28 protein-coding genes are annotated in these 26886 nt (G+C 61.0%); 16 read left to right on the top strand and 12 right to left on the bottom strand.

Going from position 1 to position 26886, the window contains the following annotated elements; genetic code table 11:
- Positions 1-641: 641 nt before the first annotated feature.
- The 13 genes from NKJ91_RS10785 (at position 642) to NKJ91_RS10725 (ending at position 14328) form a co-directional block, all read left to right on the top strand.
- A complete protein-coding gene (locus NKJ91_RS10785; protein ID WP_352455516.1) occupies positions 642-1757 on the top strand; it encodes a Fic family protein in 1116 nt (371 codons plus the stop codon).
- Positions 1741-1893: a hypothetical protein gene (locus NKJ91_RS10780; protein WP_352455515.1), complete on the top strand. Its 153-nt coding sequence runs from the start codon at positions 1741-1743 to the stop codon at positions 1891-1893. Before NKJ91_RS10785 ends, NKJ91_RS10780 begins: the two co-directional genes overlap by 17 nt.
- A 61-nt stretch (positions 1894-1954) precedes the next feature.
- On the top strand, positions 1955-2260 hold the full coding sequence (locus NKJ91_RS10775; RefSeq protein ID WP_352455514.1) for a type II toxin-antitoxin system TacA family antitoxin: 306 nt from the start codon (positions 1955-1957) through the stop codon (positions 2258-2260).
- A gap of 23 nt (positions 2261-2283) precedes the next feature.
- Positions 2284-2784, top strand: a complete 501-nt coding sequence (locus tag NKJ91_RS10770) for a GNAT family N-acetyltransferase (RefSeq protein WP_352455513.1) — start codon at positions 2284-2286, stop codon at positions 2782-2784.
- 547 nt (positions 2785-3331) lie between these two features.
- Positions 3332-4378 carry an NAD(P)-dependent alcohol dehydrogenase gene (locus NKJ91_RS10765; RefSeq protein ID WP_352455512.1) on the top strand — a complete coding sequence of 349 codons (1047 nt, stop codon included), beginning with the start codon at positions 3332-3334 and terminating at the stop codon, positions 4376-4378.
- 337 nt (positions 4379-4715) lie between these two features.
- A complete protein-coding gene (locus tag NKJ91_RS10760; RefSeq protein ID WP_292655834.1) occupies positions 4716-5627 on the top strand; it encodes a carbohydrate ABC transporter permease in 912 nt (303 codons plus the stop codon).
- Positions 5627-6526 carry a carbohydrate ABC transporter permease gene (locus NKJ91_RS10755; RefSeq protein WP_352455511.1) on the top strand — a complete coding sequence of 300 codons (900 nt, stop codon included), beginning with the start codon at positions 5627-5629 and terminating at the stop codon, positions 6524-6526. Before NKJ91_RS10760 ends, NKJ91_RS10755 begins: the two co-directional genes overlap by 1 nt.
- A gap of 47 nt (positions 6527-6573) precedes the next feature.
- Positions 6574-8103: an ABC transporter substrate-binding protein gene (locus NKJ91_RS10750; protein ID WP_352455510.1), complete on the top strand. Its 1530-nt coding sequence runs from the start codon at positions 6574-6576 to the stop codon at positions 8101-8103.
- Positions 8104-8168: 65 nt separating this feature from the next.
- Positions 8169-9698 carry a xylulokinase gene (locus NKJ91_RS10745; protein ID WP_352455509.1) on the top strand — a complete coding sequence of 510 codons (1530 nt, stop codon included), beginning with the start codon at positions 8169-8171 and terminating at the stop codon, positions 9696-9698.
- Positions 9691-11016, top strand: a complete 1326-nt coding sequence (locus NKJ91_RS10740) for an iron-containing alcohol dehydrogenase (protein WP_352455508.1) — start codon at positions 9691-9693, stop codon at positions 11014-11016. Before NKJ91_RS10745 ends, NKJ91_RS10740 begins: the two co-directional genes overlap by 8 nt.
- A gap of 77 nt (positions 11017-11093) precedes the next feature.
- Positions 11094-12176, top strand: a complete 1083-nt coding sequence (locus tag NKJ91_RS10735) for an ABC transporter ATP-binding protein (protein ID WP_352455507.1) — start codon at positions 11094-11096, stop codon at positions 12174-12176.
- Positions 12177-13232 (top strand): hypothetical protein, encoded by a 1056-nt coding sequence (locus NKJ91_RS10730; protein WP_352455506.1) that lies wholly within the window; start codon positions 12177-12179, stop codon positions 13230-13232.
- Positions 13233-13329: 97 nt separating this feature from the next.
- Positions 13330-14328, top strand: a complete 999-nt coding sequence (locus NKJ91_RS10725) for a sugar-binding transcriptional regulator (protein ID WP_352455505.1) — start codon at positions 13330-13332, stop codon at positions 14326-14328.
- Between the two features lie 52 nt (positions 14329-14380).
- On the opposite strand, the gene NKJ91_RS10720 is transcribed toward NKJ91_RS10725, so the two are convergent.
- From NKJ91_RS10720 to NKJ91_RS10700, 5 genes are all read right to left on the bottom strand, one after another.
- Positions 14381-15112, bottom strand: coding sequence for an ATP-binding cassette domain-containing protein (locus NKJ91_RS10720; RefSeq protein WP_352455504.1), 732 nt, complete (start codon positions 15110-15112; stop codon positions 14381-14383).
- Positions 15113-15114: 2 nt separating this feature from the next.
- Positions 15115-16095 carry an ABC transporter permease gene (locus tag NKJ91_RS10715; RefSeq protein ID WP_352455503.1) on the bottom strand — a complete coding sequence of 327 codons (981 nt, stop codon included), beginning with the start codon at positions 16093-16095 and terminating at the stop codon, positions 15115-15117.
- A 197-nt stretch (positions 16096-16292) separates the two neighbouring features.
- Positions 16293-17276, bottom strand: coding sequence for a sugar ABC transporter substrate-binding protein (locus NKJ91_RS10710; protein WP_023678770.1), 984 nt, complete (start codon positions 17274-17276; stop codon positions 16293-16295).
- Between the two features lie 36 nt (positions 17277-17312).
- Positions 17313-18518, bottom strand: coding sequence for a mandelate racemase/muconate lactonizing enzyme family protein (locus NKJ91_RS10705; RefSeq protein WP_352455502.1), 1206 nt, complete (start codon positions 18516-18518; stop codon positions 17313-17315).
- 14 nt (positions 18519-18532) lie between these two features.
- Positions 18533-19252 carry a FadR/GntR family transcriptional regulator gene (locus NKJ91_RS10700; RefSeq protein ID WP_352455501.1) on the bottom strand — a complete coding sequence of 240 codons (720 nt, stop codon included), beginning with the start codon at positions 19250-19252 and terminating at the stop codon, positions 18533-18535.
- Between the two features lie 145 nt (positions 19253-19397).
- On the opposite strand from NKJ91_RS10700, the gene NKJ91_RS10695 reads away from it, so the two are divergent.
- Together NKJ91_RS10695 and NKJ91_RS10690 are read left to right on the top strand one after the other, a co-directional pair.
- The gene (locus NKJ91_RS10695) at positions 19398-19586 is read left to right on the top strand and encodes a hypothetical protein (protein ID WP_352455500.1); all 189 of its coding nucleotides are present in this window, start codon (positions 19398-19400) and stop codon (positions 19584-19586) included.
- Positions 19587-19619: 33 nt separating this feature from the next.
- A complete protein-coding gene (locus tag NKJ91_RS10690; RefSeq protein WP_352455627.1) occupies positions 19620-20597 on the top strand; it encodes a Tim44 domain-containing protein in 978 nt (325 codons plus the stop codon).
- Between the two features lie 100 nt (positions 20598-20697).
- Here the strand turns inward: NKJ91_RS10690 and NKJ91_RS10685 are convergent, their stop codons facing one another.
- The 3 genes from NKJ91_RS10685 to NKJ91_RS10675 all read right to left on the bottom strand — a co-directional run bounded on the left by NKJ91_RS10685 (position 20698) and on the right by NKJ91_RS10675 (position 22682).
- Positions 20698-21777, bottom strand: a complete 1080-nt coding sequence (locus tag NKJ91_RS10685) for an AI-2E family transporter (protein WP_352455626.1) — start codon at positions 21775-21777, stop codon at positions 20698-20700.
- A gap of 246 nt (positions 21778-22023) precedes the next feature.
- Positions 22024-22437, bottom strand: coding sequence for a type II toxin-antitoxin system VapC family toxin (locus NKJ91_RS10680; protein WP_352455499.1), 414 nt, complete (start codon positions 22435-22437; stop codon positions 22024-22026).
- Complete coding sequence (locus tag NKJ91_RS10675) at positions 22434-22682, bottom strand: plasmid stabilization protein (RefSeq protein WP_352455498.1); 249 nt, start codon at positions 22680-22682, stop codon at positions 22434-22436. The genes NKJ91_RS10680 and NKJ91_RS10675 overlap by 4 nt, the downstream gene beginning before the upstream one ends.
- A gap of 376 nt (positions 22683-23058) precedes the next feature.
- On the opposite strand from NKJ91_RS10675, the gene NKJ91_RS10670 reads away from it, so the two are divergent.
- Positions 23059-23241 (top strand): hypothetical protein, encoded by a 183-nt coding sequence (locus NKJ91_RS10670; protein ID WP_352455497.1) that lies wholly within the window; start codon positions 23059-23061, stop codon positions 23239-23241.
- 147 nt (positions 23242-23388) lie between these two features.
- Here NKJ91_RS10670 and NKJ91_RS10665 read toward each other — a convergent pair whose 3' ends face one another.
- From NKJ91_RS10665 to NKJ91_RS10650, 4 genes are all read right to left on the bottom strand, one after another.
- A complete protein-coding gene (locus tag NKJ91_RS10665) occupies positions 23389-23676 on the bottom strand; it encodes a PilZ domain-containing protein (RefSeq protein WP_352455496.1) in 288 nt (95 codons plus the stop codon).
- A gap of 940 nt (positions 23677-24616) precedes the next feature.
- Positions 24617-25021 (bottom strand): TadE/TadG family type IV pilus assembly protein, encoded by a 405-nt coding sequence (locus NKJ91_RS10660; RefSeq protein ID WP_352455495.1) that lies wholly within the window; start codon positions 25019-25021, stop codon positions 24617-24619.
- Positions 25011-25430: a TadE/TadG family type IV pilus assembly protein gene (locus NKJ91_RS10655; protein WP_352455494.1), complete on the bottom strand. Its 420-nt coding sequence runs from the start codon at positions 25428-25430 to the stop codon at positions 25011-25013. The genes NKJ91_RS10660 and NKJ91_RS10655 overlap by 11 nt, the downstream gene beginning before the upstream one ends.
- Positions 25431-25456: 26 nt before the next feature.
- Positions 25457-26863 (bottom strand): pilus assembly protein TadG-related protein, encoded by a 1407-nt coding sequence (locus NKJ91_RS10650; RefSeq protein WP_352455493.1) that lies wholly within the window; start codon positions 26861-26863, stop codon positions 25457-25459.
- Positions 26864-26886: the final 23 nt, after the last annotated feature.

Here is a 26886-nt window from a genome sequence, read left to right as displayed (position 1 = left end):
CGGGCTTGCCAGGTGCGCGCGGGCCGTAGGCAAACTTAGGCGCATGAGTTGCTATACGTCTAGCAACCGCCAGTTGGACTGGCCCGAAATCAGGGTTCCAGTGCCAAGGGACAGGACAGTTCCCGGAGCCCAGCCCGAGGGCCCGTCGGGGCCGGCTCAGTGCTCCAGCCTACCGGTTCAGATCCGAGCCGTGCCCACATCTTGAACAGGCAAAGCCGCGCACGCCTGTGAGGTACGAACAGCCGCTGATTTCCATAATGACGCTACACGTGTCGGCCCTTGATACCTGCGTGAGGGGAGCTGTGCAAAGACCGGTTCTCGGGGCGCCTCAAGCTATGTCCTTCAACGTGTCCAGCGGCCCTTTCAGAGCCGACCTGGGTTGGATCAACTCCGGCGCAATCAGGAAAATCTGCGGTGCCGCCCGGGGGTTGATCGATCAGCTCAAACTGCAATCAAACAGATTGGCGCGACCGCAAGAACGCCTCCTCAACAGTGGGTCTTGCGATATAGCGGTCTACAACTCGAACCCCGAACACGTTCGCCAATTGTTGACGTATCCGAGAAGACCCTGAGGCATAGCGAGGATTGCTATAGCTCACCTGTCGTGGCATAATGAGTTATAGAAAGGTGCTCTATAACTCATGGTATGGAATTGGGAGCAGGCTGACTGGCCGCATTTTACCTACGATAAGAAGGTATTGGAACCGCTGGAAAGCGAGTTCCTGTTGCGATCGGGCGAGTTCCTGGGCGTCTTTCGTCATGTGGGTGCCAACGATCGCGACCAGATCCGCATCGACCTTATCAGCGAAGAGGCCTTGAAGACATCCGCGATTGAAGGGGAATACCTCAACCGCGAGAGTCTGCAATCATCCTTACGCCAGCAACTTGGCCTGGGAAGCGAGATCAGGCACATTCCGCCGGCCGAGCGCGGCATCGCTGAAATGACGGCCGATGTTTACTTGCATTTCGCCGATACACTCTCGCACCGCACCCTCTACGCTTGGCACAAGATGGTGATGTCGGGTGAGCGGGGTATCGGGACCATCGGCAGCTACCGCCAGCATGCCGATGCTATGCAAATCGTTTCCAATCGGCTGGATAAGCCCAAAGTGCATTTCGAAGCGCCGCCGTCGGCCCGGGTGAAGACCGAAATGGACGCCTTCGCGGCTTGGTTCAACGTAACCGCGCCCAAAGGCAAGATACCGATTCCGGCGTTGACGCGTGCCGGAATCGCGCACCTTTATTTCGAGAGCATTCACCCGTTCGAGGATGGCAACGGGCGCATAGGGCGTGCCCTCTGCGAAAAGGCGTTGGCGCAAAGCCTGGGTGAGCCCAGTCTCATCGCTTTGGCGTACACGATGGAACGCCACCGCAAGGCCTACTACGACAATCTCGAGGCCAGCAACAAGAGCAACGCGATTACGGATTGGCTGCTCTACTTCGCTAAAACGATCCTTGAGGCGCAGCGCGTAACGCTTGCCCGTGTCGAATTCTCCGTCGCCAAGGCCAAGTTTTACGAACGCTACCACGGTCACTTCAACGAGCGACAGGAAAAGGCCATCACCCGGATGTTCCGCGAAGGTATAGATGGTTTCAAGGGCGGTCTCAGCGCCGAGAATTACATCGCCTTCACTCAGGCATCTCGCGCGTCAGCGACAAGAGATTTGCAGGACCTCGTTGCCAAGGGTGCACTGATTAGAACTGGCGAACGACGATACACACGTTACGCATTGAACACTCTTGCTGGCCGAGCGTAAACCACAACAGGGACAGAAGAAGCGGGCTGTCGAAGAGCCTGCCTGCCTGGACCGTCAGCACCCAGTAGAAGCCGAACAGCGGGCGAAGCTGATGTTCGACCACCAGCGCGTGGATGAAGGGCAGAAATCGGTTTGATTTGTTCGTCTATGTGACGTACATTGTCTGCGAAACATAGACCATGACAGGAGTGATCCCAATGCCGCGCAAACAGCCCCAGATCGAACGAGAGACGCCCAACCGCGTCGAACGCCTCGGATTCCGGTTGGATGAAGAGACTAAGGATCTTATCGAGCGGGCAGCGCATCTGTCACGACGCAAAGTCAGCGACTTCTGCGTCACTGCGCTCACTGACACCGCGCGCCGCACGATCGCCGAGCATGAGACGTTGGTGCTGTCCGATCGCGACCGCGCGGCATTCTTCGACGCGCTGGTCAATCCGCCAGAGCCGAGTGAGCGGCTGGTCCGCGCCTTGGCCGAGCACAAGCGCCGGGTCGCGTCCTGAGCATGGCGGCGTCTCGGCCAGATTTGAAGATCGAGGCGCTCGCGTCGCATCACGACCGGGACGGCTTTGCCTGCGGCGTCGACAGACTCGACCGTTATCTCCGGACGCAGGCAAGCCAAGATGTGCGGCGCAAGGCGAATGGGGTCTTCATTCTAGTGGAGCCTGATAAACCGGATGTCGTGCTGAGCTATTATACGCTTTGCGCAACCAGCCTTGCACAGGGCGACGTGCCGGCCGCCGCGCGCAAGCACATCCCGCGCTATCCGCTGGTCAGCGCCACGCTGATCGGACGGCTGGCGGTCTCGGAAGCCCGTCAGGGCGAACGCCTGGGTGCGATGCTTCTCGCCGACGCCGTGCGGCGCGCCTATGCGAGCGCGGCCACAGTCGGTTCCTCGATGCTGGTGGTGGATGCCATCAGCGAGCGCGCCGCTGCCTTCTATGAGGGAAACGGCTTCGTGCGGCTGCCGGACTCCCTCCGGCTCGTCCTACCGATGCACGCAATCCAGCAACTGGTGGAGCCATGATCGACGCAGCACCTACATCGCCTAACGCGGAGCCTTCGCCGTCAGACCGCGACGGGTTCGGCCACCCTGTGCTTTGCCGAAGCCCTCAGAAGCATCTCGCACACCCAGTAAAAAGACCCTCTTTCGTCGTGCTACGGCGCCCTGTCAGGTGCTCTGTCGCCCGGGCAGCCGAAGCCGGGCGACAATTTCTCAAACATCGCGTCACAGCATGCCCTGTTGCCTCTTCGACAAAACAGAACCGAAAGAAGGGAGAACTTTGTGTGCAGCGAGTGTGCACGTCGCCCTCTAGACACTGGTTGCTATCCTGATGCCGAATCTATCACTTGAATACCTCAGAGTACCCTGAATGATCCAAACGAAATTCGGCAGCGGCATGGTCGGCCTTCAAAGTCCCTTGGCCGGGAAGTTGGTACGGATAGTCGGAATCTTGCAACACCCGTTTCCGAACTGGATTTTGAAGCCGTGAATGAGCGGCTATGATGAACGTGCCGAATGCAAGCAAGGTCGCGGAGGCCTCGAACAGTCGGCTTTAGAGGAGACTACGTCGATGACGAACATTCGCGCCCTTGTCCTTGAACGCCAGCACGAACTCAAGCTGCGTGAGATCGATCTGCCACAGACCGTCGGCGCGGGCGAAGTTCGCATCAAGATCCATACGGTGGGCATCTGCGGCTCGGACGTGCACTACTACACGCATGGCCGCATCGGCCCGTTCGTGGTCGAAGCGCCGATGGTCTTGGGCCACGAAGCCGCCGGCACCGTCGTCGAAACAGGGGAAGGCGTCGAGCATCTGAAGGTCGGCGACCGCGTCTGCATGGAGCCGGGTATCCCCGATCCCAATTCGCGGGCGAGCCGGCTCGGTCTCTACAACATTGACCCAGCTGTCAGATTCTGGGCAACGCCGCCGATCCACGGTGTGTTGACGCCCTATGTCGTCCACCCCGCCAACTACACATTCAAACTGCCCGACGATGTCAGCTTCGCCGAAGGCGCCATGGTGGAGCCCTTCGCTGTCGGCATGCAGGCGGCTGCCAAAGCAAAGATCGCGCCTGGTGACACGGCGGTGGTGATTGGCGCCGGGCCGATCGGGACGATGGTGGCGATCGCGGCACTCGCCGGCGGGTGCGCCCGCGCCATTGTTGCAGATTTCGCCCAACCCAAGCTCGACATCGCCAGCGGCTATCAAGGCGTGATCCCGGTCAACATCCGCGACAAGAACCTGGCGGCGGAGGTAAAGCTCCTGACCGATGGCTGGGGCGCCGATGTCGTTTTCGAATGCTCGGGCTCGTCCAAGGCATGGGAGACCCTGCTCGATCTGCCGCGGCCCGGCGGCGCGGTGGTGGTGGTCGGCCTGCCGGTGGCGCCTGTGGCGCTCGACATTGCCACCGCGTCGACCAAGGAAGTCCGCATCGAGACTGTGTTCCGATATGCCCACCAATATGAGCGGGCAATCGCGCTGATGGGGTCGGGCCGGGTCGACCTAAAGCCACTCATTTCGGCGACCTTCCCCTTTGAAGATTCCATCACCGCTTTCGACCGCGCAGTCGAAGCCCGGCCCGCGGACGTAAAGCTTCAGATCCTGTTGCCGGATTAAGGGGAGTTCCAAAAGCCCCCGGGCTGTCCTCCCGATCTCCTCGATGCTTTCCGTAGCTTTCCTCGGGCTGCCAAAGTTGGCGGCGGCCCTGAGTGCTTTTGATGCTGGTCCACCGCATTTACCGGCGATCCCTCCAAAAACAACTTCATACCGGCGATGTCGGGATCTACCACGAGCAAATCCCTTGAGCGCTGACGGACCCGACACTTGACAAATCGGCGGCCGTCCGACACGTTCTTAACAAAAGGCACAACAAACTTACAAAAGTTCAAGTTGGCACAATCTGGCCGATAGGGAGAAGGCCGATGCGTCTCTGTGACCGAGCGGAGATTTGCACGTGAGCAGCGCTATCCTCACGCGGCCGACTTCCAGGTGGGCCCTACCCCGGTTCATGACGGCCGAGCATCCTTTTCCCTGGCTCGCGCCGATCACGGTGATGCTTCTCGTTTTCGGCATCTATCCCCTCGCCTATTCAGTCTGGCTGTCGTTTCACAAACGCAATGTCGTTTCCCGGCAACTTGACTTCGCCGGGCTCCACCAATGGACGCGCGCATTCTCGGATGCGCGTATGTGGCATTCGCTGGAAACCACGCTGATCTACACCTTCGTCGCGCTTGCGGTTCAGCTTGCGCTCGGCATCCTCATTGCCCTTCTGCTTGACACCGATCGCAAAGGTTACGGCGTGCTGCGGGCGCTGATGACACTGCCGCTGGTGGTGCCGCCTGCCGTGACCGGAATGATGTTCCTGCTGATGCAGGACGGCTCTTTCGGCGTCCTGTCGTTCTACCTCTATGCCCTCGACCTGATCTCGCCGGCACAGCCGATTCTGACGCAGCCCGGAACCGCATTGGCGGCGATCCTGCTGGCAGACATATGGCAATGGACGCCGTTCATGGTGCTCATCATCCTAGCAGGGCTCAGGGCGCTGCCGAAGGAACCTTTCGAAGCCGCCGCGATCGACGGCGCCAACGGCATCCAGACGTTCTTGCGCCTCACACTGCCCATGCTGCGCAAGGTGATAGCGGTCGCGGTGCTGATCCGCGGCGTCGATCTCTTTCGCATCTACGACTACGTTTACATCATCACCGCCGGCGGGCCAGGCACGGCCACCGAGACACTTTCATTCTACGCGGGTCGAATCTACTTCACCGGAGACTTTCCCTATGCCGCGACCCTGTCGCTGATCGTGCTCGTCGTCTTGATCGTCGTGTCGAACCTGTTCGTCAGGCTGTTCAAGGTGAGGTTCTGATGGAGTCGTCGCGCGCCCAAACGATCGCCCGTGACGTGCTCGCCGTCCTGGTGGTGGCGATCTTCATGTTCCCGATCGCGTGGTGGGCGCTGTCGTCCATCAAACCCTATTCGGCGATCTTCGACCGCAGCGGACCGGTTTACACCGGTTTCACGCCGACGCCGGACAATTACCGTGTGACCTTGCTTGGCGTTTCGCGCGTCGACATCGGCATGGAACAGGGCGGCGAGGCGGCCGGGGTCATCAAGGGTGGCGCCAGCTCCTACGATTCCCGCCAGTCGTTGCTCGATAGCGCCGTCATAGCCGTCGGATCGACGGCGCTGACGCTGCTGCTGGCCACGCTGGCCGCCTATTGCCTGTCGCGAATGCAGTTCAGCGGCCAGCAGTCTTTCCTGTTCTGGATTCTCTCGCAGCGCTTCATGCCGCCAATCGCGATCGTCATTCCGATCGTTTTCATGTTCCGGGATCTCGGCTTGCGCGATACCTATACGGGGCTCATCCTGGTTCACAGTTTGATTAACCTGCCGCTGGCGGTTTTGCTTTTGAAGTCGTTCTTCGACGATGTTCCGCGCGAGGTTGATGAGGCGGCGCTGATTGACGGCGCGACGCGCTGGCAGACGTTCCGACGCGTGGTCCTTCCCATGGTCAAGGGCGGCATCGCTGCGACGGCTGTGCTGTGTTTCATCTTTTCGTGGACCGAGTTCCTGCTCTCACTGTTCCTGACAACGTCGATCCGCACTGTGCCGGTGAAGATCTCGACCTTTGTCACCTCGACCGCGACCGAGTGGGGCTACATCACAGCGCTCGGCACGTCCGCGATCATACCCAGCTTCATCTTTATCCTGCTGGTTCAACGGCATCTGGTCCGCGGCCTCACCCTCGGATCGCTGAAGGAGTGAGGCGCAGACGAGAAGAACGACGACAAAAACGCAATGGAGGAACGATCATGAGCTTCAGTGAACACGACAAGAAGACATTCGTCACCGATACCTGCAACGATTTTACGGCGCGCCGAATAACCAAACGCGACTTCATGAGGAAGATGGCGCTCGCCGGTGTCGGCTTTTCTGCCTTCGGATCGGCCATGCTAGGAGGCGGCCGCACCAATCGGGGGATGCTGGGGCTCGGGGTTGAGGAAGCCCGCGCCCAGGACGCCGACATGCTGAAGTGGCTGGCTGATGTCGGCAAGCCATATGCCGGCACCAAAATCCGCTACACTTCGGAAGCGACGCCGCCAACGATCGTTGCCAACCAGCTTGTCGCGGGTGAATTCACCAAGGCAACCGGCATTGAGGTGGAAGTCGAGATCGTACCGCTGGAGCAGGTTCTCGCCAAGGCAACGCAAGACGTACAGGGCCAGCTTGGCACCTATGACGTCTACTATCTCGACCAGTCCTGGATGGCGACATTTGCCCAGGATGTCGTCGATCCGCGCGAGTATTACGACCAGAACAAAGACCTGGCGATGCCCAACTTCGACTGGGACGATTTCTCCAAGCCGCTGGTCGACGGCATCGCCATGTACAACGGCAAACAGTGCGGAATTCCATTCGATATTCCGATCTTCATCCTGATGTACCGCAAGGATCTTTTCGACAAACACAACATTGCGCTGCCGACTGACCTCGACGCCTACCTCAAGGCCGTGCAGGCGCTCACAGAGGCAGAAAAAAGCAACGGCATCTTCGGCACCGCGTGCCAGGCGAAGTCCGGCCACTATTCGCTGGAATGCGACTGGACCTTCGCATTGTGGGGCCATGGCGGTTCGATCTTCAACAAAGACAAGAAGTTTGTCGGCAATGACGAACGCGGCGTGGCCGGGCTGCAATTCTATCAGGAGCTGGTCAAGAACTCGCCGCCCTCGGCGACGACTTGGACGTGGGACGGTCAGGGACAGGCGCTGACACAGGGACAAGCCGCTATGGCAATCACCTGGGGCGAAGATTTCCCCGGCTTCGACGCCAATGATTCCAAGGTCAAAGGCCTGTTCGAGGCCCTGCCCGCGCCCAAGGAGGTTCCTGGCCGTCGCGCCGCCGCCGATTGCGGCTTCAACGAAATCCCTGCCGTCGGTCACCAGGGCGGCTCGACGATCTCGCTGTCGCAATATTCCAAGAACAAGGAAGCGGCATGGCTGTTCATGCAGTGGGTCTGCTCGAAGGATGTGATGGCGCGGGTATCGACGCTCGGCGGCGGCGCCTCGCCGATGCGCAATTCCTCTTTTACAGATCCTCGGGTCAAGGCGAAGGCCGTTGTCGGCCCCGGAACGACACGCCATTTCGACGCGATCAAATACACTATCGACAATCAGATGGGATCTGAGCCGGACATGCCGATCTGGGCGGATCTGTCGAACAACGACATTCCGGTTGAGCTCGGCAAGTTGCTTACGGGCCAAGACTATGGCGGCGATGCCAAGGCATGCCTGGATGCCATTGCCGGCATTGTCGACGGCAAAGTCAAGGACGCCGGTCTTTAGTGGGTAATCGGTGATTTGGGCGAAGGCGGTTTCGACCGCCCTCGCCCGTTGGCAACGTGGCGGCAATGGTTCCTGATCTCGTCATCGGCATTGATTCCTCGACCTCGGCAACCAAGGCGATCGCCTGGGACCGCAACGGTCTGGCCGTGGCTGAAAGTCGTGCACCGCTTGCGCTGTCGAACCCGCGTTCGGGCTATTTCGAGCAGGATCCGGCCGAATGGTGGGCCTCGACGGTCACGGCGCTTCGTGGTGTCGCGGCAACAGTTTCGCCGGGACGCATTGCCGCCCTTGCGATTGCCAACCAGCGCGAGAGCTTCGGCCTTTTCGACGAGCAGGGCCAGGCGGTCGGGCCCGCAACGCTCTGGCTCGATGAGCGCGCCCGTGGGAAAGCACGGCGCTTCGGCGAGAGTTTCGGCGCGGCACGCGTCCACGCAATATCCGGCAAGCCGCTGGACGTCATTCCTTGCCTTTACCGCATGATCTGGTTCCGCGAGCAAGAGCCCGAGATTTTTGCCCGGGTGGAGCGAATGGCCGAAGTCCACGGCTATCTGGTCTTTCGCTTGAGCGGCCGGTGGGTGACGTCCACCGCATCCGCGGACCCGATGGGCATACTCGATATGCGAGCTATGGAATGGTCGAACGATATACTGGAGGCAGCCGGCGTCGCCCGGCGCATGATGCCGGACCTGGCGCGGCCCGGCACCGTTCTGGGCCAACTGACTTCGGAAGCGGCCATTTCGACGGGCCTGCGCGAGGGCACGCCGATCGTCGCCGGCGGCGGCGACGGTCAATGCGCTGGCACGGGCGCGGGTGTGTTGCAGCCGCGATGCGCTTACGTCAACCTCGGGACGGCTGTCGTCTCCGGCAGCTTCGGCATCGACTACGTCCATGATTTGGCCTTCCGCACAGAGACGGCGGTCGCCGATGACGGCTATATCTACGAGACGTGCCTTCGCGCCGGCACTTTTCTTGTCGACTGGATGGCGCGCGAGATGCTTGGCGTCGATCTGCATGGCGCAAATGATGCCCTGGAGACGCTCGAGGCCGAAGCCGCTGCCAGCCCGATCGGCGCAGGCGGCATAATGCTCCTGCCCTACTGGCAGGGCGTCATGGACCCACACTGGGATAGTGCGGCCCGTGGTGTGATTGCCGGGCTTTCGGGCTCTAGCCGCCGCGGCGACATCTATCGCGCCGTGCTGGAAGGCATAGCGCTGCATCAGGCCGCGACAAGTCAGCGGGCGGCTGCGGCCGCCGCCCAGACCATCGACCAGTTCATAGCGATCGGCGGAGGAGCGAAGTCCGACCTGTGGATGCAAATTCTGGCGGATGCACTCGATCGTCCCATAAAGCGTTCGACGACCGTCGAAGCCTCCTCGCTTGGCGCGGCGATGGCGGCGGCAAAGGGCGTGGGCTGGTTTTCCACTATCGCCGAAGCGTCGCTCGCAATGGCCAGCGAGCCGGCCAAAACCTTCGAACCGGACACGAAACGGGCCGCGCTCTACGCCGAACTTCTTGCGATCCATGCCGATCTTTGGCCAACGCTTTCAGCCTGGAACCAGCGCCTCGCGGCCTTCATGGAGGCCGATCATGGCTGAAACGACCAACTGGAACGCGTTGATCGAGGACGTTGTCGCGGGACGCTGGACAGATCCCAAGACCGGCGCGGCCGCGGTCCTGCCGTTCCAGACGATCGAACTGCTGGAGACGACGGAGGGCCGCGAGTCGGATCTCGTTGCGCCCCTGGCGCTAGGCAGCCGCATCGCTGTTGTGTCGGATATCAACACCGTCGATGTGATGGGCAGGCGCGTCGCGAAGGCGCTGCGTGCCATCGCCGACATCGATGAAATCGTGCTGCCTGACGGCCTCGACTGCGATGAGGCAATGATCCAGATGGTCAGGGAGAAGACGCCTCACGCCGACGGGGTCGTGGCCGTCGGGTCGGGCGTCCTCAACGACGGCTGCAAGCATGCAACCTTTCTCGACGAGCGGCCCTATGCCGTCTTCGGCACGGCCGCCTCGATGAATGGCTACGGCGCCTCGACAGCGTCGGTGACCCTGGCCTCCGGGCTCAAGATCTCGCTGCCCTCACACGCGCCCCGGGGCATCTTCCTGGACCTTGGCGTGTCGGCCGCAGCGCCCGCCTGGCTCAGCGCTGCCGGGCTTGGTGACAGCCTCTGCCGCTCAACCGCCCAGATCGACTGGTGGGCTTCGCATCGGCTGTTCGACACTTACTATTCCGAGGTGCCCTACCTGCTGCAGGCGGGCGATGAGGAGCCGATGCTGGCCCATGCGCCTGGCCTTGCGAGGCATGACATCACCGCTGTCGGGCATCTCCAGCGCGTCCTGACGCTGTGCTCGATGGGCGTGTGCTTTGCCGGCGTTTCCCATCCCGGGTCCATGGGAGAGCACCAGATTTCCCATTGGGTCGACATGTTCGCGGGAGAGCGCCATCCCGGCACCACGCATGGCCAGCAGGTTGGGGTTGCCTCGCTGGTCATGGCGCGTCTGCAAGCGCGGCTGCTGGACATGAAAGAGCCGCCGCAGGTGAAGCCGACCGCCATCGACGAAGCGGCGATGCTGGCACGCTATGGAGCGCAGCTTGGACCACTTTGCATTGCCGAGATGAAGAAGACGGCACTCGACGCCAGCCAGTCGGAAATCTTCAACCGCAGGCTTGCGGAAATCTGGCCGGCGCTGCGCCAGGAGGTTCGGCCCATGGCAATGCCGGTCGCCCGCATGGAGGCAGCACTCAAGGCTGCGGGAGGGCCGGTCACCGGCGCGGAACTAGGCCTGCCGCGAGCGCTTTGGCACGACGCCATTCGCTATTCGCGGGAAATCCGCGGTCGATGGTCCTTCATCAATCTGGCCGCCGATGCGGGACTCTTGGAAGAGTTTCTGGAGAGCGAATGGTGAGAGCGCATCCGATCGCCAATAGCTCGCATAGCGAAAATGCGATCCAACCGGCAAGGGCAATCGAAGGGTAGCAATTTATGGCGTCTGTCACCATCAGCAACATAAAGAAGGACTATGGCGCCCTCTCGATTATCGATGGACTCGATCTCTCGATCGAGGATGGCCAGTTCGTCGTTCTGTTGGGGCCGTCCGGCTGCGGCAAGTCCACGCTGTTGCGCATGATAGCCGGTCTCGAGCCCATCACATCCGGTGAGATCGCCATAGGCGACAGGGTCGTCAACACGCTCCATCCCAAAGACCGCAACATCGCGATGGTCTTCCAGAATTACGCGCTTTATGCGCACATGACCGTCTTCGACAACATGGCCTTTTCCATGCAGTTGAAGAAACGCCCAACCGAAGAAATCAAACAGAAGGTCGGATGGGCGGCGGCGATCCTCAATCTGACCCCCTATCTGGAACGGTACCCTCGCCAGCTTTCGGGCGGCCAGCGGCAGCGCGTCGCCATGGGCCGCGCCATCGTGCGGGACCCAACTGTGTTCCTGTTCGACGAGCCGCTGTCCAACCTCGACGCCAAGCTGCGCGTGCAGATGCGCACCGAAATCAAGGAGCTCCACCAGCGGCTGAAGACCACCACCGTCTATGTCACGCATGACCAGATCGAGGCCATGACCATGGCCGATGTCATCGTCATCATGCGCGACGGCCATATCGAGCAGATCGGGCGCCCGCTCGATGTCTACGATCGCCCGGCAAATCTCTTCGTCGCCTCCTTCATCGGCTCGCCCGCAATGAACATGTTCCATGGCGAGGTGGCTGCCGAGCGCGACGTCTGGGTGGTGCGGACCGACGAGCTATCGCTCCCGCTGCCGCCAGGGGCTGCGGTCCGGCCCGGCCAAAAGGTGATCTACGGCGTTCGCCCCGAACATCTTCGACCAGTGGCCGACGGGCGCGGCATTCCGGCGAGGATTACGGTTGTCGAGCCGACTGGCCCCGAAATCCACATCTTTGCCAGCATGGGCAACATCGCGATCTGCGCGGTGCTGCATGACCGCATGGAGCTCGCTCCAGGAGCTGTGATCCATCTGGAGCCGGCGCCTGAGCGAATCCACCTGTTCGACCAAGGTAGCGGCGAGCGGCTGGACAAGGGAAGAAGTTGAATGGCGCGGATCCTCATCCTCGGCGCCGGCGTCATGGGCTCTGCCATGACGCTTCCGGCCGCTCACGCTGGTAACCGCATCACTCTTGTCGGGACCCATCTCGATGAGGAGATCGTCGGCTCGGTGGCCAGCACAAGTCATCACCCACGCCTCAACATCACTCTGCCTGATGTGGTAACCGCCTGTTCCTGGACCGAATTCGGGGCGGCGATGAACGATGGACCCGATCTGCTTGTACTCGGCGTCTCGTCGGCCGGCATTCCTTGGGCGATCGACCGCATTGCAGAAAGCATCAAGTCGCCCGTGCCGATACTGATGATTACGAAAGGACTTGCAGCAAGCGACGAAGGCGTGGAAATCCTGCCACATCTGCTTGCCCGCGAGATCGAGCAACGCACTGGCTTGTCTGTCCCGGTCATGGCCGTCGGCGGACCGTGCATTGCCGGCGAACTGGCGGCACAGCGCGACACCTCTGTGATCCTGGCCGGGCACAATCCCGACCAGGTGGCCGCGGCGTCCCGCATTCTGCGCGCGCCTTTCTATCATGCGCGATCGTCATCCGATCTCGTCGGCGTCGAGATCTGCGCTGCGTTCAAGAATTTCTACACACTCGCCGTTGGGGCTCCCGTCGGGCTGCTCGAGCGCGACGGCAAGGCGCCTAATGGCGCGCTCATGCACAACCTGGCCTCGTCGCTTTTCTCGCAGTCCCTCGCCGAGATGGCGATTCTGGTCGAAGCTCTGGGTGGAAAGGTCGAAACGGTGCTGGGGCTGGCCGGCTCCGGCGATCTTTATGTGACCTGCCAGGCGGGCCGTAACGGTCGCATGGGGCGCCTGCTCGGCCGCGGCCTGCCCTATTCGGTGGCGAAGCGCGAACATATGAGCTCGGACACGGTCGAGGGCGCGCAACTGGCGCTGGACCTTGGTCCGACTTTGAAGAATATGATGGCCCGGGGTGTACTTCCGCACGATCGCCTGCCGCTGACGAGGGCCATCATCGACGCGATTTGCCATGATGCTCCGCTGGTTTTGTCCTTCGACCGCTATCATCGAGGCTAGCGGAGCCGGGAAACTCGATTGATACCTCATCTCGATGAGCACATGGCTCCGCCGAGCCGCTCTGGACCCGCTGCCGCGGAGTGGACAGGATGATCTGATGGAGAAACCAGCACGAAAGAAACGCGACGGCCGCCAAGCCGTAACGAGTTCCGTCACGTCCGATCGCGAGGAAGGGCTGCTCGTGCGCGCCGCCTGGCTTGCTTATGTCGGTGACCTCACCCAGGCGCAAATCGCCAAGTCTCTTGGCCTGACACGCCTTCGCGTCAACCGGATGCTGGCGCATGCCCGTCAGCGGGGGATCGTTCAGATTCGCATCAATTCCAAGGTGGCGAACTGCATCGAGCTGGAGAACCGGCTGCGGGAGGCCTATGGCGTTTCCGACCCAATCGTGGTTCCGACACCGCCCGATCCTGCCCTGGTGCCACAGGTGATCGCAGCCGCTGCCGGTGAAGCCCTGTCACATAGAATCCGTGACGGGATATCGGTGGGCGTGGGATGGGGACGGACGCTGCAGCTTAGTCTGCGCTCAGTGACCGTGCGCCCCGTCAAAGGGATGTCGGTCGTTTCCCTGCTTGGCGGGCTCACACGTGGATCGGCGATCAACATCTACGAGATCGCTTCCCGGCTCGCGGCGCTCTTCGACGCCGAATGCTTCTACATCGCAGCACCGGTGTTCACGGATACGGAGGCCACGCGCGATCTGCTTATGCGCCAGTCAATTCTGGAAGATGCTTTTACTCATGCCCGCGACGTTGACGCCGCTTTCGTTTCGGTGGGCGCGGTGCACAAGGACGCCACCATCTTTCGGATCGGACTGGTAGGAGACGATGATCTCAGATCGCTCCGCGAAGCCGGAGCCGTCGGCGATATTTGCGGCCACTGGATCGGCGCCGACGGACAACTCGTCGATCACCCGCTAAACAGCCGTGTCATCGGCCTCGCCCCCGAACATCTGCGCGACGTCGACACTGTGATCCTGCCCTCCGGCGGCCTCGACAAGGTTCCGGTGCTGCGCGCCGTGTTGCGTCTGGGAGTCGTCGATGTGCTGATCACCGACGAGAAAACCGCTGAGGCGATCCTTGCGGAAAAGCCGTAGCGCAGACTGACCTCTATCAGCAGAGTGGCTCGCGAGTGATCGCTTCTCCACGTCACAGAACCTCGTGGATTTCCTCGATCGAAGTCTCGCCGATCCGCTTGTCGAGAACGATCTCGCCGCGCGCCATCGCCACGACCCGGTCACAGCATTCGAAAACATGATGCATGTTGTGGCTGATGAAGACGCTGGTGATGTTCTGGGCCTTGAGGGCGCGAACGAAGCCGATCACCTTTCGCGTCTCCTTCACCGAGAGATGATTGGTCGGCTCGTCGAGGATCATGACTTTCGACTTGAAGTGCATGGCCCGGGCGATCGCCACGCCTTGGCGCTGGCCGCCCGACAGTTCGCCGACCAGCGCATCGGGCGACCTCAGATGCAGATCGACGTCGGCGATCGCCTTGACACTTTCGTCACGCATGCGCTTCTGGTCCAAGATGCCGATGCCGAAAACCGAGCCCTTCACCGGCTCGCGTCCGATGAAAACGTTGCGGGCGATGCTCATGGTCGGGACCATCGAATTGTACTGGTAGATCGTCTCGATGCCGCGATCCATGGCGTCGCGCGGGTTCGAGAAGCGGACCGGTTCACCGTCGATCCTGATCTCGCCGCCATCGGGCTTTTGGGTGCCTGACAGGATGTTGATCAGCGTCGATTTGCCGGCGCCGTTGTCGCCGACGAGGCCCAGCGCCTCGTCTGGATAAATGTCCAGAGTGACGTTCTTCAAGGCGTGGACGCCGGAATACCATTTCTGGAGTCCCTTGATCGCGATGATGGGTGCCGCCATGATCAGGTCTCCACCTTCATTGCCCTGCCCCGCTTTCGAAGCCAGGCGTTCACGACGACCGCGAAGATAGTCAGGAAGCCGATTGCCATCTTGAACCAGTTGGCGTCAACCTGGCTCAGCACCAGTCCGTTGTCGATGACGCGGATCAGGGCAGCCCCGATGATGCCGCCGAAGATGGTGCCGATGCCGCCAGCCAGCGAGGCGCCACCGATGACGGCAGCCGACACGGCTTGCAACTCCAGCCCCTCGCCGATCGACGGCAGCGGCGCGCCGAGCCGCATCACCTGAATGGTGCCGGCAAAGCCGGCGAGCACCGAACAGATCATGAAGCAGGCGACCTTCACCCGGGCCGTCGGGATGCCCATCGACTGGGCGGCGGGCAGAAAGCCGCCGGTGGCGCGCACCCAGTTGCCGAAATTCGTGCGCGACAGGAGCACCGTCACCAGGATTGCCACGGCGACAAACCAGAAGAACGACATGCGAAAGAGGTCGCCCGGTCCCACATAGATCGTAAACAGCCATTTCGGCAGAGCGTTGGCTGGGATGACAGGAGGGAAGCCACCGGAGATTACCACCGTCAGCGAACGCGCGATGAACAGCATGCCAAGCGTGGTGATGAAGCTTGGTATCGCGAAACGAATCGTTATGAACCCGTTGAAGAAGCCAATCAGGGCGGCGATCGCGAGCCCGGCGGCAAAGGCCGGCGCGAACGGCACGCCTGCCGCCAGCATCACCGCCATGGTCATCGGGGTCAGCGCAAATACCGAGCCTACGGAAAGATCAAACTCGCCGCATATCATCAGCAGGGTCACGCCGATCGCGACCAGCCCCATTTCAGGCAGCAGCCCAAGCATTCCGCGCACGTTCTGTGTGTTCAGAAATACGCCGTTCGAGCGAATCTGAAAGACGAGGAGGAGGAGGAGCAGGAACACGACCGCCGCAAGCTCCGGCTTCTCCAGATAAATCTTCATCAAGCGCTTCATCATTCGCTCCGGCTTGGGATTGTTTGCGCTGGCTTGTCGCATCGGCAAGGGGATGGCGGCAGTCTGTCTTCTACCGCCCTTGACAAGGGAGATGCCGTTGGAGGATGGGACGGAGCCGACGCCCAGGGGCCTTGCTCCCTGGCCCTTGCCCTTGCCCTCTCCGCGTAAAGAACGAGGAGAGGACGCCGGCTTCGCGCCTACCGCACGCCTTGTGCGGCCAGTTCCTTGAGCTTCGGCACGTCTTCCTTGACGATGATGCCCTTGCCGGTGTCGATGTCTGCCGGCAGCAGACCGACGTTCTTGGCGAGATAGGCTTCCATCACCGGCATGAAGCCCTGCATGTAGGGCTGCTGGTCGACCTGGACCTGGATGTAACCCGCTTCCATCTGTTGCAGGACTTCCGAGACGATGTCGAAGCCGCCCATCAGCACCTTGCCCGGCTCGATGCCGCGATCGATCAGGACCTGGGCCACGTAGGCATGCCAAAGGCCGGTGTCGAAATACACCGTGGTGTCCGGGTGGGCAGACAGATAGGCGCCAACACGATCGGCGACGACGGCGCCATCTGTGCCGGTGTCGAGCCGTTCAATGACCACTTCGCGTCCGGCATTCGCGGCCTTGTATTCCTCAAGGAACTTCATGACACCGGCAGCGCGCTGTTCCGACCAGTTCTGACCGGGCGCGGAGACGCCGACGAGCGCCCTGATCTTGCCTTCCTTGGGGAAGAACTCGGACATCTTCTTGCCGAGTTCGTAGCCGGCGGGAATGAAGCCCTGGCCGATGAAAGCCTGGCGGGCATTGCCGGCTGCACCCTCGGTGTCGTCGACGTTGGACGCGATGACCGTGACGCCGGCAGCGCGGGCGTCGGCGATGATCTGGTCGAAGGCATTGTTGTCGACGATCGAGGTGATCAGCGCGTCCGGTTTTGCCGCGAGTGCCGCCTGCATGTTGGCCGATTGTTGCTCGATCGAGCCTTCGGTCTGGGTGAAGACCATCTGGCAATTGGCCTGGATCTTGGCGCAGGCGTCGTCAAACCCCTTCTTCACCGCCTGCCAGAACGGGTTCGACGCCGACGAATGATGCGTGAAGACGATGTTCATCGGCTCCTGTGCGCGTGAGCCGATTGCCGAGCCTCCAGCCAGTACTGCTCCCAAGGCTGCCGAGATAAGTAGCTTCTTCATGGTTCTCCTCCGTAGAAAGCTGCTTCAGGTTCATTTTCAGAGAGACGATGCGTCAGTCACCCGTCGAAGCGCCGTGAAGGCGCGATCGATCTCCGGGTTCAGTTCCATGCCGAGGCCCGGTCCGGGAGGCACGGTGATCATGCCGTTCTTCACCTGCGGCAAAGCGGTCACAAGATCGCGATACCAGGTCTTGTAAAAGGCCCTGACACTCTCCTGGACAAGTGCGTTCGGCGCATTCAGCGACAGATGGGTCGATGCGCCGAGCACCACTGGACCGGTGCAGTCGTGTGGCGCGACCGGCAGGTGCCATGCCTCAGCCATGGCAGCGATCTTGCGCGCCTCCGAGAGCCCGCCGCACCAGCTGATATCGAGCATAATGACCCCGGCCGCTCCGGTCTCGAGAAGGTCGCGGAAAGCCCACCGGGAACCAAGCGTCTCCGAAGCCGATATCGGCGCCAGCGAAGCCTCGGCATAGCGTTTCAGGCTGGACAGGCTGTCCATCCTGATCGGATCTTCGTGCCAGAAGGTGTTGTAGGGGGCGAGCTCGCGAGCGATCTGCATGGCCGGCAGCAGCTGCCACATTGAATGGAATTCAACCATGATGTCCATCTTGTCGCCGACCGCGTTGCGGATTTTCTCGAATGGCACCAGCGCGGAATTCAAATCGGGCTGCGATACATACTGGCCGCGCGTTTTCTCGGCGGCCATGTCGAACGGCCAGATCTTCATGGCCGTGATGCCTTCCTCCAATAACGAATGCGCCAGTTCGTCGGCGCGGTGAAGGAAGCCGTTCAGATCATCATAGGCGTCGCCGGGCTTATCGAGCCCGTAGTTGGCCGTTGTCTGCCCGGTGGCCTTCTTGATGTATTCGGTTCCGGCACAGGTGTTGTAGGTCCTGATCTCGTGCCTGGTGAACCCGCCGAGGAGTTGTGCGATCGGCTGACCCGTCGCCTTTCCGAACAGATCCCAAAGCGCGATATCGAAAGCGGAATTGCCCCTGACTTCCGCGCCCGTCGATCGGAAACCGAGATAGCCGACGAGGTCGGCGGCAAGCAGGTCGATCTGCAAGGGGTCGCGCCCGATCACGCGCGGCGCGACATATTCGTGCAGATAGGTCTCGACGGTTTCAGCCATGAAGAAGGTCTCGCCCAGTCCCACGAGGCCTTCGTCCGTGTGAACCAGGACCCAGAGAAGGTTCGGCCGCTCCTCGAGCCGCAGCGTTTCCAGTTTCGTGATCTTCATTGCGCCCCTGCTCCTCAGGCGATGCCGGCCGCCAGCAGGGCCTTGACGCTCTCGTCAAAATGCCTGGCCATCAGGTCACGCGCCGACTGGGGATCACCGGTCTCGATTGCTTCGGCGAGGTCGATATGGATCTGGATCATCGCCAACTGCTCGGCATCCGAAGGGCGGGTCCGCCAGCCGATCGGCCAGGTCTGGCGCGATACGCGCTCGAACGCGCCGACGATGAGGCTGAAAACCGGATTCTTCGCAGCCTTGGCGATTTCGAGGTGAAAGGCGAGATCGTGCTCCATGACCTGTTCCGGCCGCTGGAAATTCTCGCGCATGGCGAGCGCGTGCGTCCTGATCCTTTCCACTTCGTCGGCTGTTCTGCGCAAGGCCGCCAGCATGGCGGTGCGGGTCTCAATCGTGCGGCGCACGTCGTAGATTTGCTGCACCGTGATCTGCTCGGTGTGGACGCCATGCTCGATCACCAGCGACATGGCGCCATAATCCAGCTCGGCGACGGTAGCCCGTCTGCCCGCCCTCAGGTCGATAAGCCGCATGGCGGCGAGCGAGCTGAAGGCCTCGCGAACCACGGTACGCGAGACGCTCAATTGTCTCGAAAGCGCGGCCTCGCTGGGCAGCCGGTCGCCGGGCCCGAGCTCATGCGCGCGGATATGGCGCGTGATCTCGCCGATCGTATTGCTGACCAGGCTCGCTGCGTCGGAATGTTTTGCGAATGCGGCCGTGCTCACGCAAGCTCCAGTTCAGGAGTCGGCAAACCTGTATGGCAGGTTCTCCAGATATGTTGATAGTACATAGGAAAGCTGTATGTCAATCGAGTCTTCGCCGGGAGACCCTCGGCATCATCGCCAGGGAGATCGATGACCAGAGGCTTGCATGACCGATGCTGTTGGCGCGACCGATACCGGTCGGCCGGGTGCGGGAGCCTGCGTGATCGAACAGCGATCATCGCGCTTGGGTAGGGCAGACATTCTCGTCGTGAACACCGGCGAGCGGCCGACCATGCCGCCCGAAAATATCTCGGCGGACAATTCACTGATATTTCGATCGACGCACCCCATATGAGCGGAAAGAGTGTCACTTGAGGACTTGCCTATGCTGATTTCGCGTTGGGGACGGTTTGCAGTTTTGTTTGCGGGGTTGTTCCTGGCATTTTCCATGGTCGCTGTGGATCACGCCGATGCGCGCCGTGGCGGCAGCTTCGGCAGTCGCGGCATGCGCACTTTCCAGCCGGTCCCGCCGACCAGAGTTGCGCCGCAACCGGCCGCACCGGTCGAGCGCTCGATGACGCCCAATGCGGCCACGAACAATGCGGCCCGTCAGCCGCAGGCATTCCAGCGCCCGGGCTTCTTCAACGGCCTCGGCGGATCGATGATGCGTGGGCTGCTTCTCGGCGGTTTGATCGGCGTTCTTCTGGGCCATGGCTTCGGCGGCTTGGCCGGCATGTTGGGTCTTTTGCTCCAAGTGCTGCTGTTCGGCGGCGCGATCATGCTGGCGATCCGCTTTTTCCGCTCGCAATCGGCCTACAACCCAGCGCCCGCTACGGCTGGAGCCTTGCGGGGCGCAGGGAATTTTGGGCGAAACGCAGCAGCCTGGCCCGAGCCGAGCAACGCCACAGCTTTCCCTATTCCAGCCATCGGGTCAGGATATGGCGGAACGAGCCAAGCCAACGCTTCCGATGAGATCACACTCACCAAAACCGACCTCGACACCTTCCAGCAACGGCTGACGGAAGTTCAGGAGGCGTTCGGGCGTGAGGACCATGCTGCATTGCGCCGCTTGGTGACGCCCGAGATGGTGTCCTATCTGTCCGAGGAACTTGCCGACAATGCCAAAAAGGGCGTCAGGAACGACGTGTCGGAGGTCAGCCTGTTGGAGGCCGATATTGCGGAAAGCTGGCGGGAGGGTGATCGCGACTACGCGACGGCCGCTTTGCGCTATGAGTCTCGCGACGTGACCCGCGATCGCGTCAGCGACAAGATCATTGAGGGCCAGGCCGATCAGCCGACGGAGACAACCGAACTGTGGACCTTTACGCGCCAGGCCGGGGGTGACTGGAAGCTTGCCGCAATATAGCAGCCTGGCTGATGTGCTTGCCTTCATTGAGATATCTGCGCAGAGGTTGTTCAGGTTTCGCGCCACCACTCGAAGGCCAGCGCCCTTTTCGCGCGCTCGATCAATCCATCACGGACTGATGAGGTAGCTCACCAGGGCGCGCCGGCGTCGCCTTGCGCCGGTCGGTCAATCGAGTCTTTAGCACATCGATGAGGCTGATTGTGATGGCGATCACCGCAGGTCCGAGGACAAGGCCGGATGCTCCGAACAAGACGATGCCGCCGACCGCGCCGATAAAGGCCACCACCGTGTGGAGGCGCAACCGGTTCCCGACAAGCATCGGATAGAGCAGATTGTCGATGCCGCCGACGATGACGCCGCCCCAGACGGTCAATATCGCCGCACTGGCCCAAGCTCCCTCCAGTGCGAGATAGACCGCTGCGGGCACCCAGATCACAAATGCCCCGAGCACGGGCACGATGGCAAGAAGTCCCATGACAAGGCCCCAAAAGACTGGCGTCGGCAGGCCGAGCCACCAGAACATCAGGCCACCCAATGTTCCCTGGACGGCGGCGACGAACACGGTGCCGAGTAGTGTTGCATGGACGGTCTCCGCAAAGCGGGACAAGATGTAGGCTGTCTCCGGAGCGCGCAGGGGCGACAGGCCCACGACGGCTTGCAGGCCATGTTGGCGGTCGCGCAGAAAATAGAACAGAAGATAAAATGTCAGCCCGAACATCGCGACTTGATAGATGGAGCCACGCAATAGCGATGTGCTTTGTCCCGTCAGCCATTGCACGAATGCGGCGACTGAGCCGGCCGGATCGAATTGGTTCTCGATCCATTGGGCAATGGCCGAAAGCGTGGGACAGCCAGACATGAAGCCGTCTGCGTCCCAACCGCGGATGACCTCCTCCAGATAAGTCGCTCCGTTTACCGCCTCGCGAACGAGCTGTTGTGCGACGAGCGCCAGCGGCAGGCCGACGGCGATCGCCGCGACACTTACCGATATCAGCGCTGCCAGGTTTCGATTTCCGACCCGTCTCTCAACCCACCGGTGAGCCGGAGACAGAACGATTGCCAGGACGAGCGCCCAGGTCAATGCCGGCAAAAAAGGCAACGCCAGCAGATAGCAGACGTATAGACCGATCGCCGTCGCTGCCACGACGCCGAGCAATCTCAATTGTTTTACATCCGGCATCTGTTTCACGTCGGCATCTCTCGCTTTGTCGCAAGCCCAGCGAGCGTAATGGTTTTCCCGAAGAAAAGGCAGGTCGGTTGCCGTACCCTTACGGTCAGGCCGCCGGTGAGGCGCTTCGAGTGACCTTCAGGGATTTTGACGGCATGCAAATCGAACCTGATATCGCTCGCCTGCGCTTTGACGGCCTTTCAGCCCGTCTGTGACTGGCAGATGGGGCTTGAACAAAAGCGACGACAGGAAAACGTTTCAGAACTCCCACGGAGATGTCAAAACGAGTCCTGCCCTCTCGAATTCAGTCAGATTGCGCGTGGCGAGGCGGCCACCGTTTACTCGAGCGATCGCCGCGATCATGCCATCGGGTGCCGACATGCCGCGTCCCTGGCGAGCAGCAGCACCCATAATTTCCCCATAAACCAGCGCAGCTTCTTCTGTCAGACCGAAGATGCGGTCTGCGAAACGCCGGCGCCAGTCGGCCAACCCTTGCTCCAGCCGTTCGGCATGTTGATCCGGTCTTATCTTCTGGATGCCGAAGGCGATCTCGGCAATCGTCACGGTTGGAAGCGCGAGTTCGGCATCGTATCGGATCAGCCAGGCAATGACTGCCTCGTCTGGGGTCTTTTTCAACGTTTCGGAAACGACGTTGGTATCGACAAAGATCAAAGCTCGACGCCTCGATTCGGCCGGCGACTCTCACGGATCACCGCCTCAAGGTCGATGTCTGTGCCGGATTGCGCTGAAAGCCGCGGATAGAAGGCAGAAGCAGGCTCACGACCGGCCTCGCGGACCTCGTAAGATTCGAGGGCGCGCTCGACCACCTCCGCAATCGAGCGGTTTTCACGGCGGGCAAGCCGGTGTGCAAGATCACGCGCCTTAGCGCTGCGGACTGAGAGTTGTGGCTCGGCCATATCCGACTCCTGGCACAGCAATATAGGCTCATTTGGCTTCCTAGCAAGATGGCTGCTGATGGCTTGATGTCAGAAGCAATCTTGCAGGGCATATTGGTGGTCGCACAGAAAATAGGCAGTAGACCTGCCCAAGCTCCACCGACCGAAGAGTCCGTGTGTTGCGGCCGCCCTAACGCCGGATGTGAGCGCCGCATCTACCGCTCGCGACTTCGCCTACTACGCTCCCGACTCCGGGCTTTTCGACGGCAACTCTAAGTTCGGCAAGCGTTGGGCTCTACCAGCCCCTGAAGCGTTCGGTCGGCTCGGCGGGTAGCCGAGCGGGCCATGTGCTCACAAGTTCGGCCACCGCGGCGGCCGTGGCGGGCTCGGCCTCGCGGTGCTGCCCCGCATCATCGGAGATAGCGAGCCGGGGTTGCGGCGGTTGACCGGGGAAATCCTGGGGCGGCAGAGCCTCTCGGTCGTCTACCGCCGCGAGGCCGCGCTGGCGAGTTCGGTTCCAATCATCGTCCGTTTCCTGATCAACGTGATGCGGCGACATTTTGGCGCGATGCCGCGCTGAGCGGTCAGAACCTGAAGGTCGACGAGACAATCGACGGCTTGTGTGAGTTGAGCCTTTGCCCATGGCCGTGCGGCGGCTTCCCTTGCTGTGTTGAAGGTCAGTGCCAACTGTTGCTACCGGTGGTGCTCGGCTGGTGCGACGAGAACTTCAGCCATAGTGAAGGCGCGGTTTGGGCACTGTTTCGGTGAACTGCACACCGACACGGTCGTTCCTGCGCCAGCGCAACACAGACCGATAGGCAACGCCATCGGTCGGCACGTAGAGAAGGAAATGCTCCGGCACCAGGGCTTCGACCGGCACCTTGAGTTCGGCTCCGCCGACGTTCTGGTTTCGAATGGTGCAGCTGATTTCGGAGTTGTTGATGCCGTTAATGATCGCGGCACCCTTCAGGACGCGCTGTCTCCGTTCGCGGCGGTTGTTGCCTTCTTCAACCATTGTGACCTCCGTTAGGCACCCCACTTGTATATCAGAACCGCCCACGCGCGAGCCGGATTAAATCGCGGAGCGTTGTCCAGTCGGGTCAAAAGGGTGTTTCCATATGCCTCGGCCCCTTGCCTCGGCCTGATACAGCGCCCTGTCAGGATTCTTGAACTACCCTTCCGGGTAGCCGATGGGTCCGCCCGGAGGGGGTGCCAACGTCCGCCTTCAGCCGTTGCGCCAAGTTCTTCATGAGCCGCGTCGGGAGGCTAAGGTCGCCGGTCCCATCGCAGGGCCGGACATCAGCAGTGCGAATTCATCTCCACCAATCTCGCAACCAAGCCACCACGTCTGATTGCTTTCTCAAGACGCCGCGCAATCGCGACCAGAAGCGTCTCGCCAACGGCATGCTCGAAATTGTCCTCGCGTGGCGTCGCCAGTTTTTTTCGGAGAGATGATCGTCCAGGCTTGTGCCCGGACCAAGCGGCTCCTCCCGATGTTCGACAGGCGCCTGAATGATATCGGCGCGGCACCCGCAGGTGCGCTGTGCGAGGGAATAACTGCCGGAATATGTGCTCTTCGTCGCCAGGCCGGCGCCGATCGCCGTTAAACGATAGCGCCCGCTGTGCATGGACTTCCGCACTGGCGAGATCGTGAGCGAGCGCGGAGCCGGCGGCCGGCATTATGTCCGTCAGGGAGTCTCTGCCGCCGGTCCGCGCTGTGCAGCGCGCGGGCGATGGCGTTAGGCAGGGAATAGCGGCCGAGGTGAGGGACGGCAAGCCGCGCATTGCCGGGGCAAAGGCCGTGATCATACATGCCGTCCCCGATCTATAGCCAGGATGAAGGCCCGCGCCGAAGTCTACGTTCTGCGGCGGTGGCGGTGAAGCAGACCTGAACGCAAGCAAAGAAGAACAAGCCGATCACTGCGCATGTTGCGTAAAGAGACTATTGGGTGCGCTCATGACGCAACCAACGGAACTGTGACAGTTGTCGCATAATTTATCGAGTATCGGTCGAAGTACGGAAACTCGATCGCGAACGCATATTTGGCGGTCAGATGGGCCATTCGAAAGCCGCCGCTGGGGGCGTCGATTGCTATTGTTATATCGACATCGGTTAATCCCAAACTCAGCAATTTTGCCGTGGCTATCGCTTTTATCTCGGCTTCGGTCAGCGAATTCTTCATTTGCAGCGCTCGTGAGGACGTTTCCAGAGTATAGCGAACACTTGACATGGCATTCAGAGCCCAGCCGAATGCGAAGATGCCGATCAAAAGCATTATCAGAATAGGCGCGATCAGCGCGAACTCCAGTGCGGCTCCGCCTGATGCCTCACGTATGAAGGCTCTCCCTTTAGCGAACACGTATCACCTGTTTGTGGCTGAGCTCGCGCGAGAGGGAAAACTCGCCGAAACTGAAGGGCGGGGACCAGGTGGCCGTCGCCTGTATTTCAACGAAAACCGCGGAAGCTTTCAAACTGTCGCACAGCACAGATGGATCGACCACGATGATCCCGCACATATATTTCCGGCTCAGCGTCACCTGCGCGTCATCGGGATGATTTTCCCAGCTCGAGAGGGCGACGGTCTGGGTAGCCGCGTCGTCGGCTGCGCCTTGCATCACGAGATTGGCCGCCGTTTTCACGCCCGCACGCATCGACAACGCGCTTGATACAAAAGACCAGCCGTCAATGATGCCAAGAAGTACCAGGCAAAGGATCGGCACAACCAGCGCAAACTCCACCGCGGCAATACCCGAATCGCTCCCGAACATCCGGGCTGGTAACCGTGCCACGAAGATTACTCGACAAGCTTTATCGATTGCGTGGCCGGAATGTCTCGCATCCCAAGGCTCGTGCAATCCTGATTGACGTTCGCATTGCCGGACCACTGCACGGTACTGGCGACGACCTGAGTGCAACCACCTTTGCCCGAGAAATTGCCGAGGTAATTGACATCCTGTGTTGGAAAATACAAAGCGCCGGTCAAAAGCGAATCTGCCGTGCCATTAAACGTGTTCGATCCCGTCTGGTTAGCTTTGTCTCCGTAAAACAGCACCCCCGAATAGGTGCCTGACGTCGGTGCGCTGAGCTTGACAATGGCCGTGCCGTTCATGCTGACGCCCGAGCTGCCGGCCAGATAGATAATGACTCCCTCGCCTGAAATATTTGCATTCGAGTTCGCTTTGAAATCTCCTCCCTGAATGACGTATACCCCGGGCGAGAGCGTCACATTGCCGCTCAAGCTGAGCCCCCTGCAGTATGTTCCAGGTTGCAACGTCGACTGATTGCTGTTTTGACAGGGGTTCGTGGCCGGTGGCGCCGGCAAGTCGGCAAAAGGATCGGCAGCGGGCAACGCCTGGGTTATCGGACTGGCGCAGACGGTCGTCACGGGGTTGCTCAACGAAACACCGCCTGCCGATATTAGGCAATCGACCTGAAGGTTTGCCGATCCCTGAAGCTTGATGGCGTCCGCGGCTATCGAATTCGACATCACGACGCAGCCGGTCAGTTTGAGGTTCGAACTGCCGGAAAACAGCGCCGCTTTCGGATCGGAAGGATTGCGCGCCATAAGGCAGGCCTTTGAAGAATCCGTGATAAGAGCCACCGCTCTTGCCCGTGCGCCGACCGGGTTTTGCGTGAATATCGATGTGAAAAACCGATCGAGGGTCTGATGAACGATGACCTCGACGGCCTTTTGGGCGACATTCGGGCCGGAAGACGGAGGCGTGAAGATTTCGATTGTGCCTGTTGCCGGGTCCCAGCCGTTCGTCGTCGCTGACAGTGTCGCGGCGGAGACAATCGTTGGCTTGTCAGATCCCGAAACTTTTTCCAAAGCGCCAGCATAGGCCGCCGCATCCGCCACCGCCTGTAATTTCAGGCTGTTAAAATACCAGTAGGAGGTCTCGATACCGAGACCCGCTGCGCCGACGACAATCGGCAAAGACAGGGCAAAAATGGTAGCAACGTTGCCGCTCTCGCCTGTTTGTCGCAGACGGCTAACAAACCGCCTCAAGATACGGGCACCCCATTCCATGGAAATATTTAAGCCAGGATGAATGAAGGAACGACTAAGGATTTCACTCCATTTGACAGGTGCGCTCCTTGGGCGGCCGGCACGAGCTCCGGCGGCCGCACTCGGCGAGCACGCTGCTAATAGCTGTACCTGCGCGCCGGCGATGCCGATGTCGCGATTCTTTACGCGCACAGGATGCCTCCGGCCGTTGTGAT

The sequence above is a fragment of the Mesorhizobium sp. M0040 genome (assembly GCF_040323505.1).
Taxonomy (GTDB): Bacteria; Pseudomonadota; Alphaproteobacteria; order Rhizobiales; family Rhizobiaceae; genus Mesorhizobium.
The sequence above is the reverse complement of the archived record's forward strand: the minus strand, read 5'-3'. Positions and strand labels throughout refer to the sequence as shown.

Excerpts from the sequence above, each read along its gene's own strand:
- NKJ91_RS10785 (WP_352455516.1), top strand. The coding sequence starts at position 642 with ATGGTATGGAATTGGGAGCAGGCTGACTGGCCGCATTTTACCTACGAT.
- NKJ91_RS10775 (WP_352455514.1), top strand. The coding sequence starts at position 1,955 with ATGCCGCGCAAACAGCCCCAGATCGAACGAGAGACGCCCAACCGCGTC.
- NKJ91_RS10765 (WP_352455512.1), top strand. The coding sequence starts at position 3,332 with ATGACGAACATTCGCGCCCTTGTCCTTGAACGCCAGCACGAACTCAAG.
- NKJ91_RS10755 (WP_352455511.1), top strand. The coding sequence starts at position 5,627 with ATGGAGTCGTCGCGCGCCCAAACGATCGCCCGTGACGTGCTCGCCGTC.
- NKJ91_RS10750 (WP_352455510.1), top strand. The coding sequence starts at position 6,574 with ATGAGCTTCAGTGAACACGACAAGAAGACATTCGTCACCGATACCTGC.
- NKJ91_RS10745 (WP_352455509.1), top strand. The coding sequence starts at position 8,169 with ATGGTTCCTGATCTCGTCATCGGCATTGATTCCTCGACCTCGGCAACC.
- NKJ91_RS10740 (WP_352455508.1), top strand. The coding sequence starts at position 9,691 with ATGGCTGAAACGACCAACTGGAACGCGTTGATCGAGGACGTTGTCGCG.
- NKJ91_RS10735 (WP_352455507.1), top strand. The coding sequence starts at position 11,094 with ATGGCGTCTGTCACCATCAGCAACATAAAGAAGGACTATGGCGCCCTC.
- NKJ91_RS10730 (WP_352455506.1), top strand. The coding sequence starts at position 12,177 with ATGGCGCGGATCCTCATCCTCGGCGCCGGCGTCATGGGCTCTGCCATG.
- NKJ91_RS10725 (WP_352455505.1), top strand. The coding sequence starts at position 13,330 with ATGGAGAAACCAGCACGAAAGAAACGCGACGGCCGCCAAGCCGTAACG.
- NKJ91_RS10720 (WP_352455504.1), bottom strand. The coding sequence starts at position 15,112 with ATGGCGGCACCCATCATCGCGATCAAGGGACTCCAGAAATGGTATTCC.
- NKJ91_RS10715 (WP_352455503.1), bottom strand. The coding sequence starts at position 16,095 with ATGAAGCGCTTGATGAAGATTTATCTGGAGAAGCCGGAGCTTGCGGCG.
- NKJ91_RS10710 (WP_023678770.1), bottom strand. The coding sequence starts at position 17,276 with ATGAAGAAGCTACTTATCTCGGCAGCCTTGGGAGCAGTACTGGCTGGA.
- NKJ91_RS10705 (WP_352455502.1), bottom strand. The coding sequence starts at position 18,518 with ATGAAGATCACGAAACTGGAAACGCTGCGGCTCGAGGAGCGGCCGAAC.
- NKJ91_RS10695 (WP_352455500.1), top strand. The coding sequence starts at position 19,398 with ATGACCGATGCTGTTGGCGCGACCGATACCGGTCGGCCGGGTGCGGGA.
- NKJ91_RS10685 (WP_352455626.1), bottom strand. The coding sequence starts at position 21,777 with ATGCCGGATGTAAAACAATTGAGATTGCTCGGCGTCGTGGCAGCGACG.
- NKJ91_RS10675 (WP_352455498.1), bottom strand. The coding sequence starts at position 22,682 with ATGGCCGAGCCACAACTCTCAGTCCGCAGCGCTAAGGCGCGTGATCTT.
- NKJ91_RS10665 (WP_352455496.1), bottom strand. The coding sequence starts at position 23,676 with ATGGTTGAAGAAGGCAACAACCGCCGCGAACGGAGACAGCGCGTCCTG.
- NKJ91_RS10655 (WP_352455494.1), bottom strand. The coding sequence starts at position 25,430 with ATGTTCGGGAGCGATTCGGGTATTGCCGCGGTGGAGTTTGCGCTGGTT.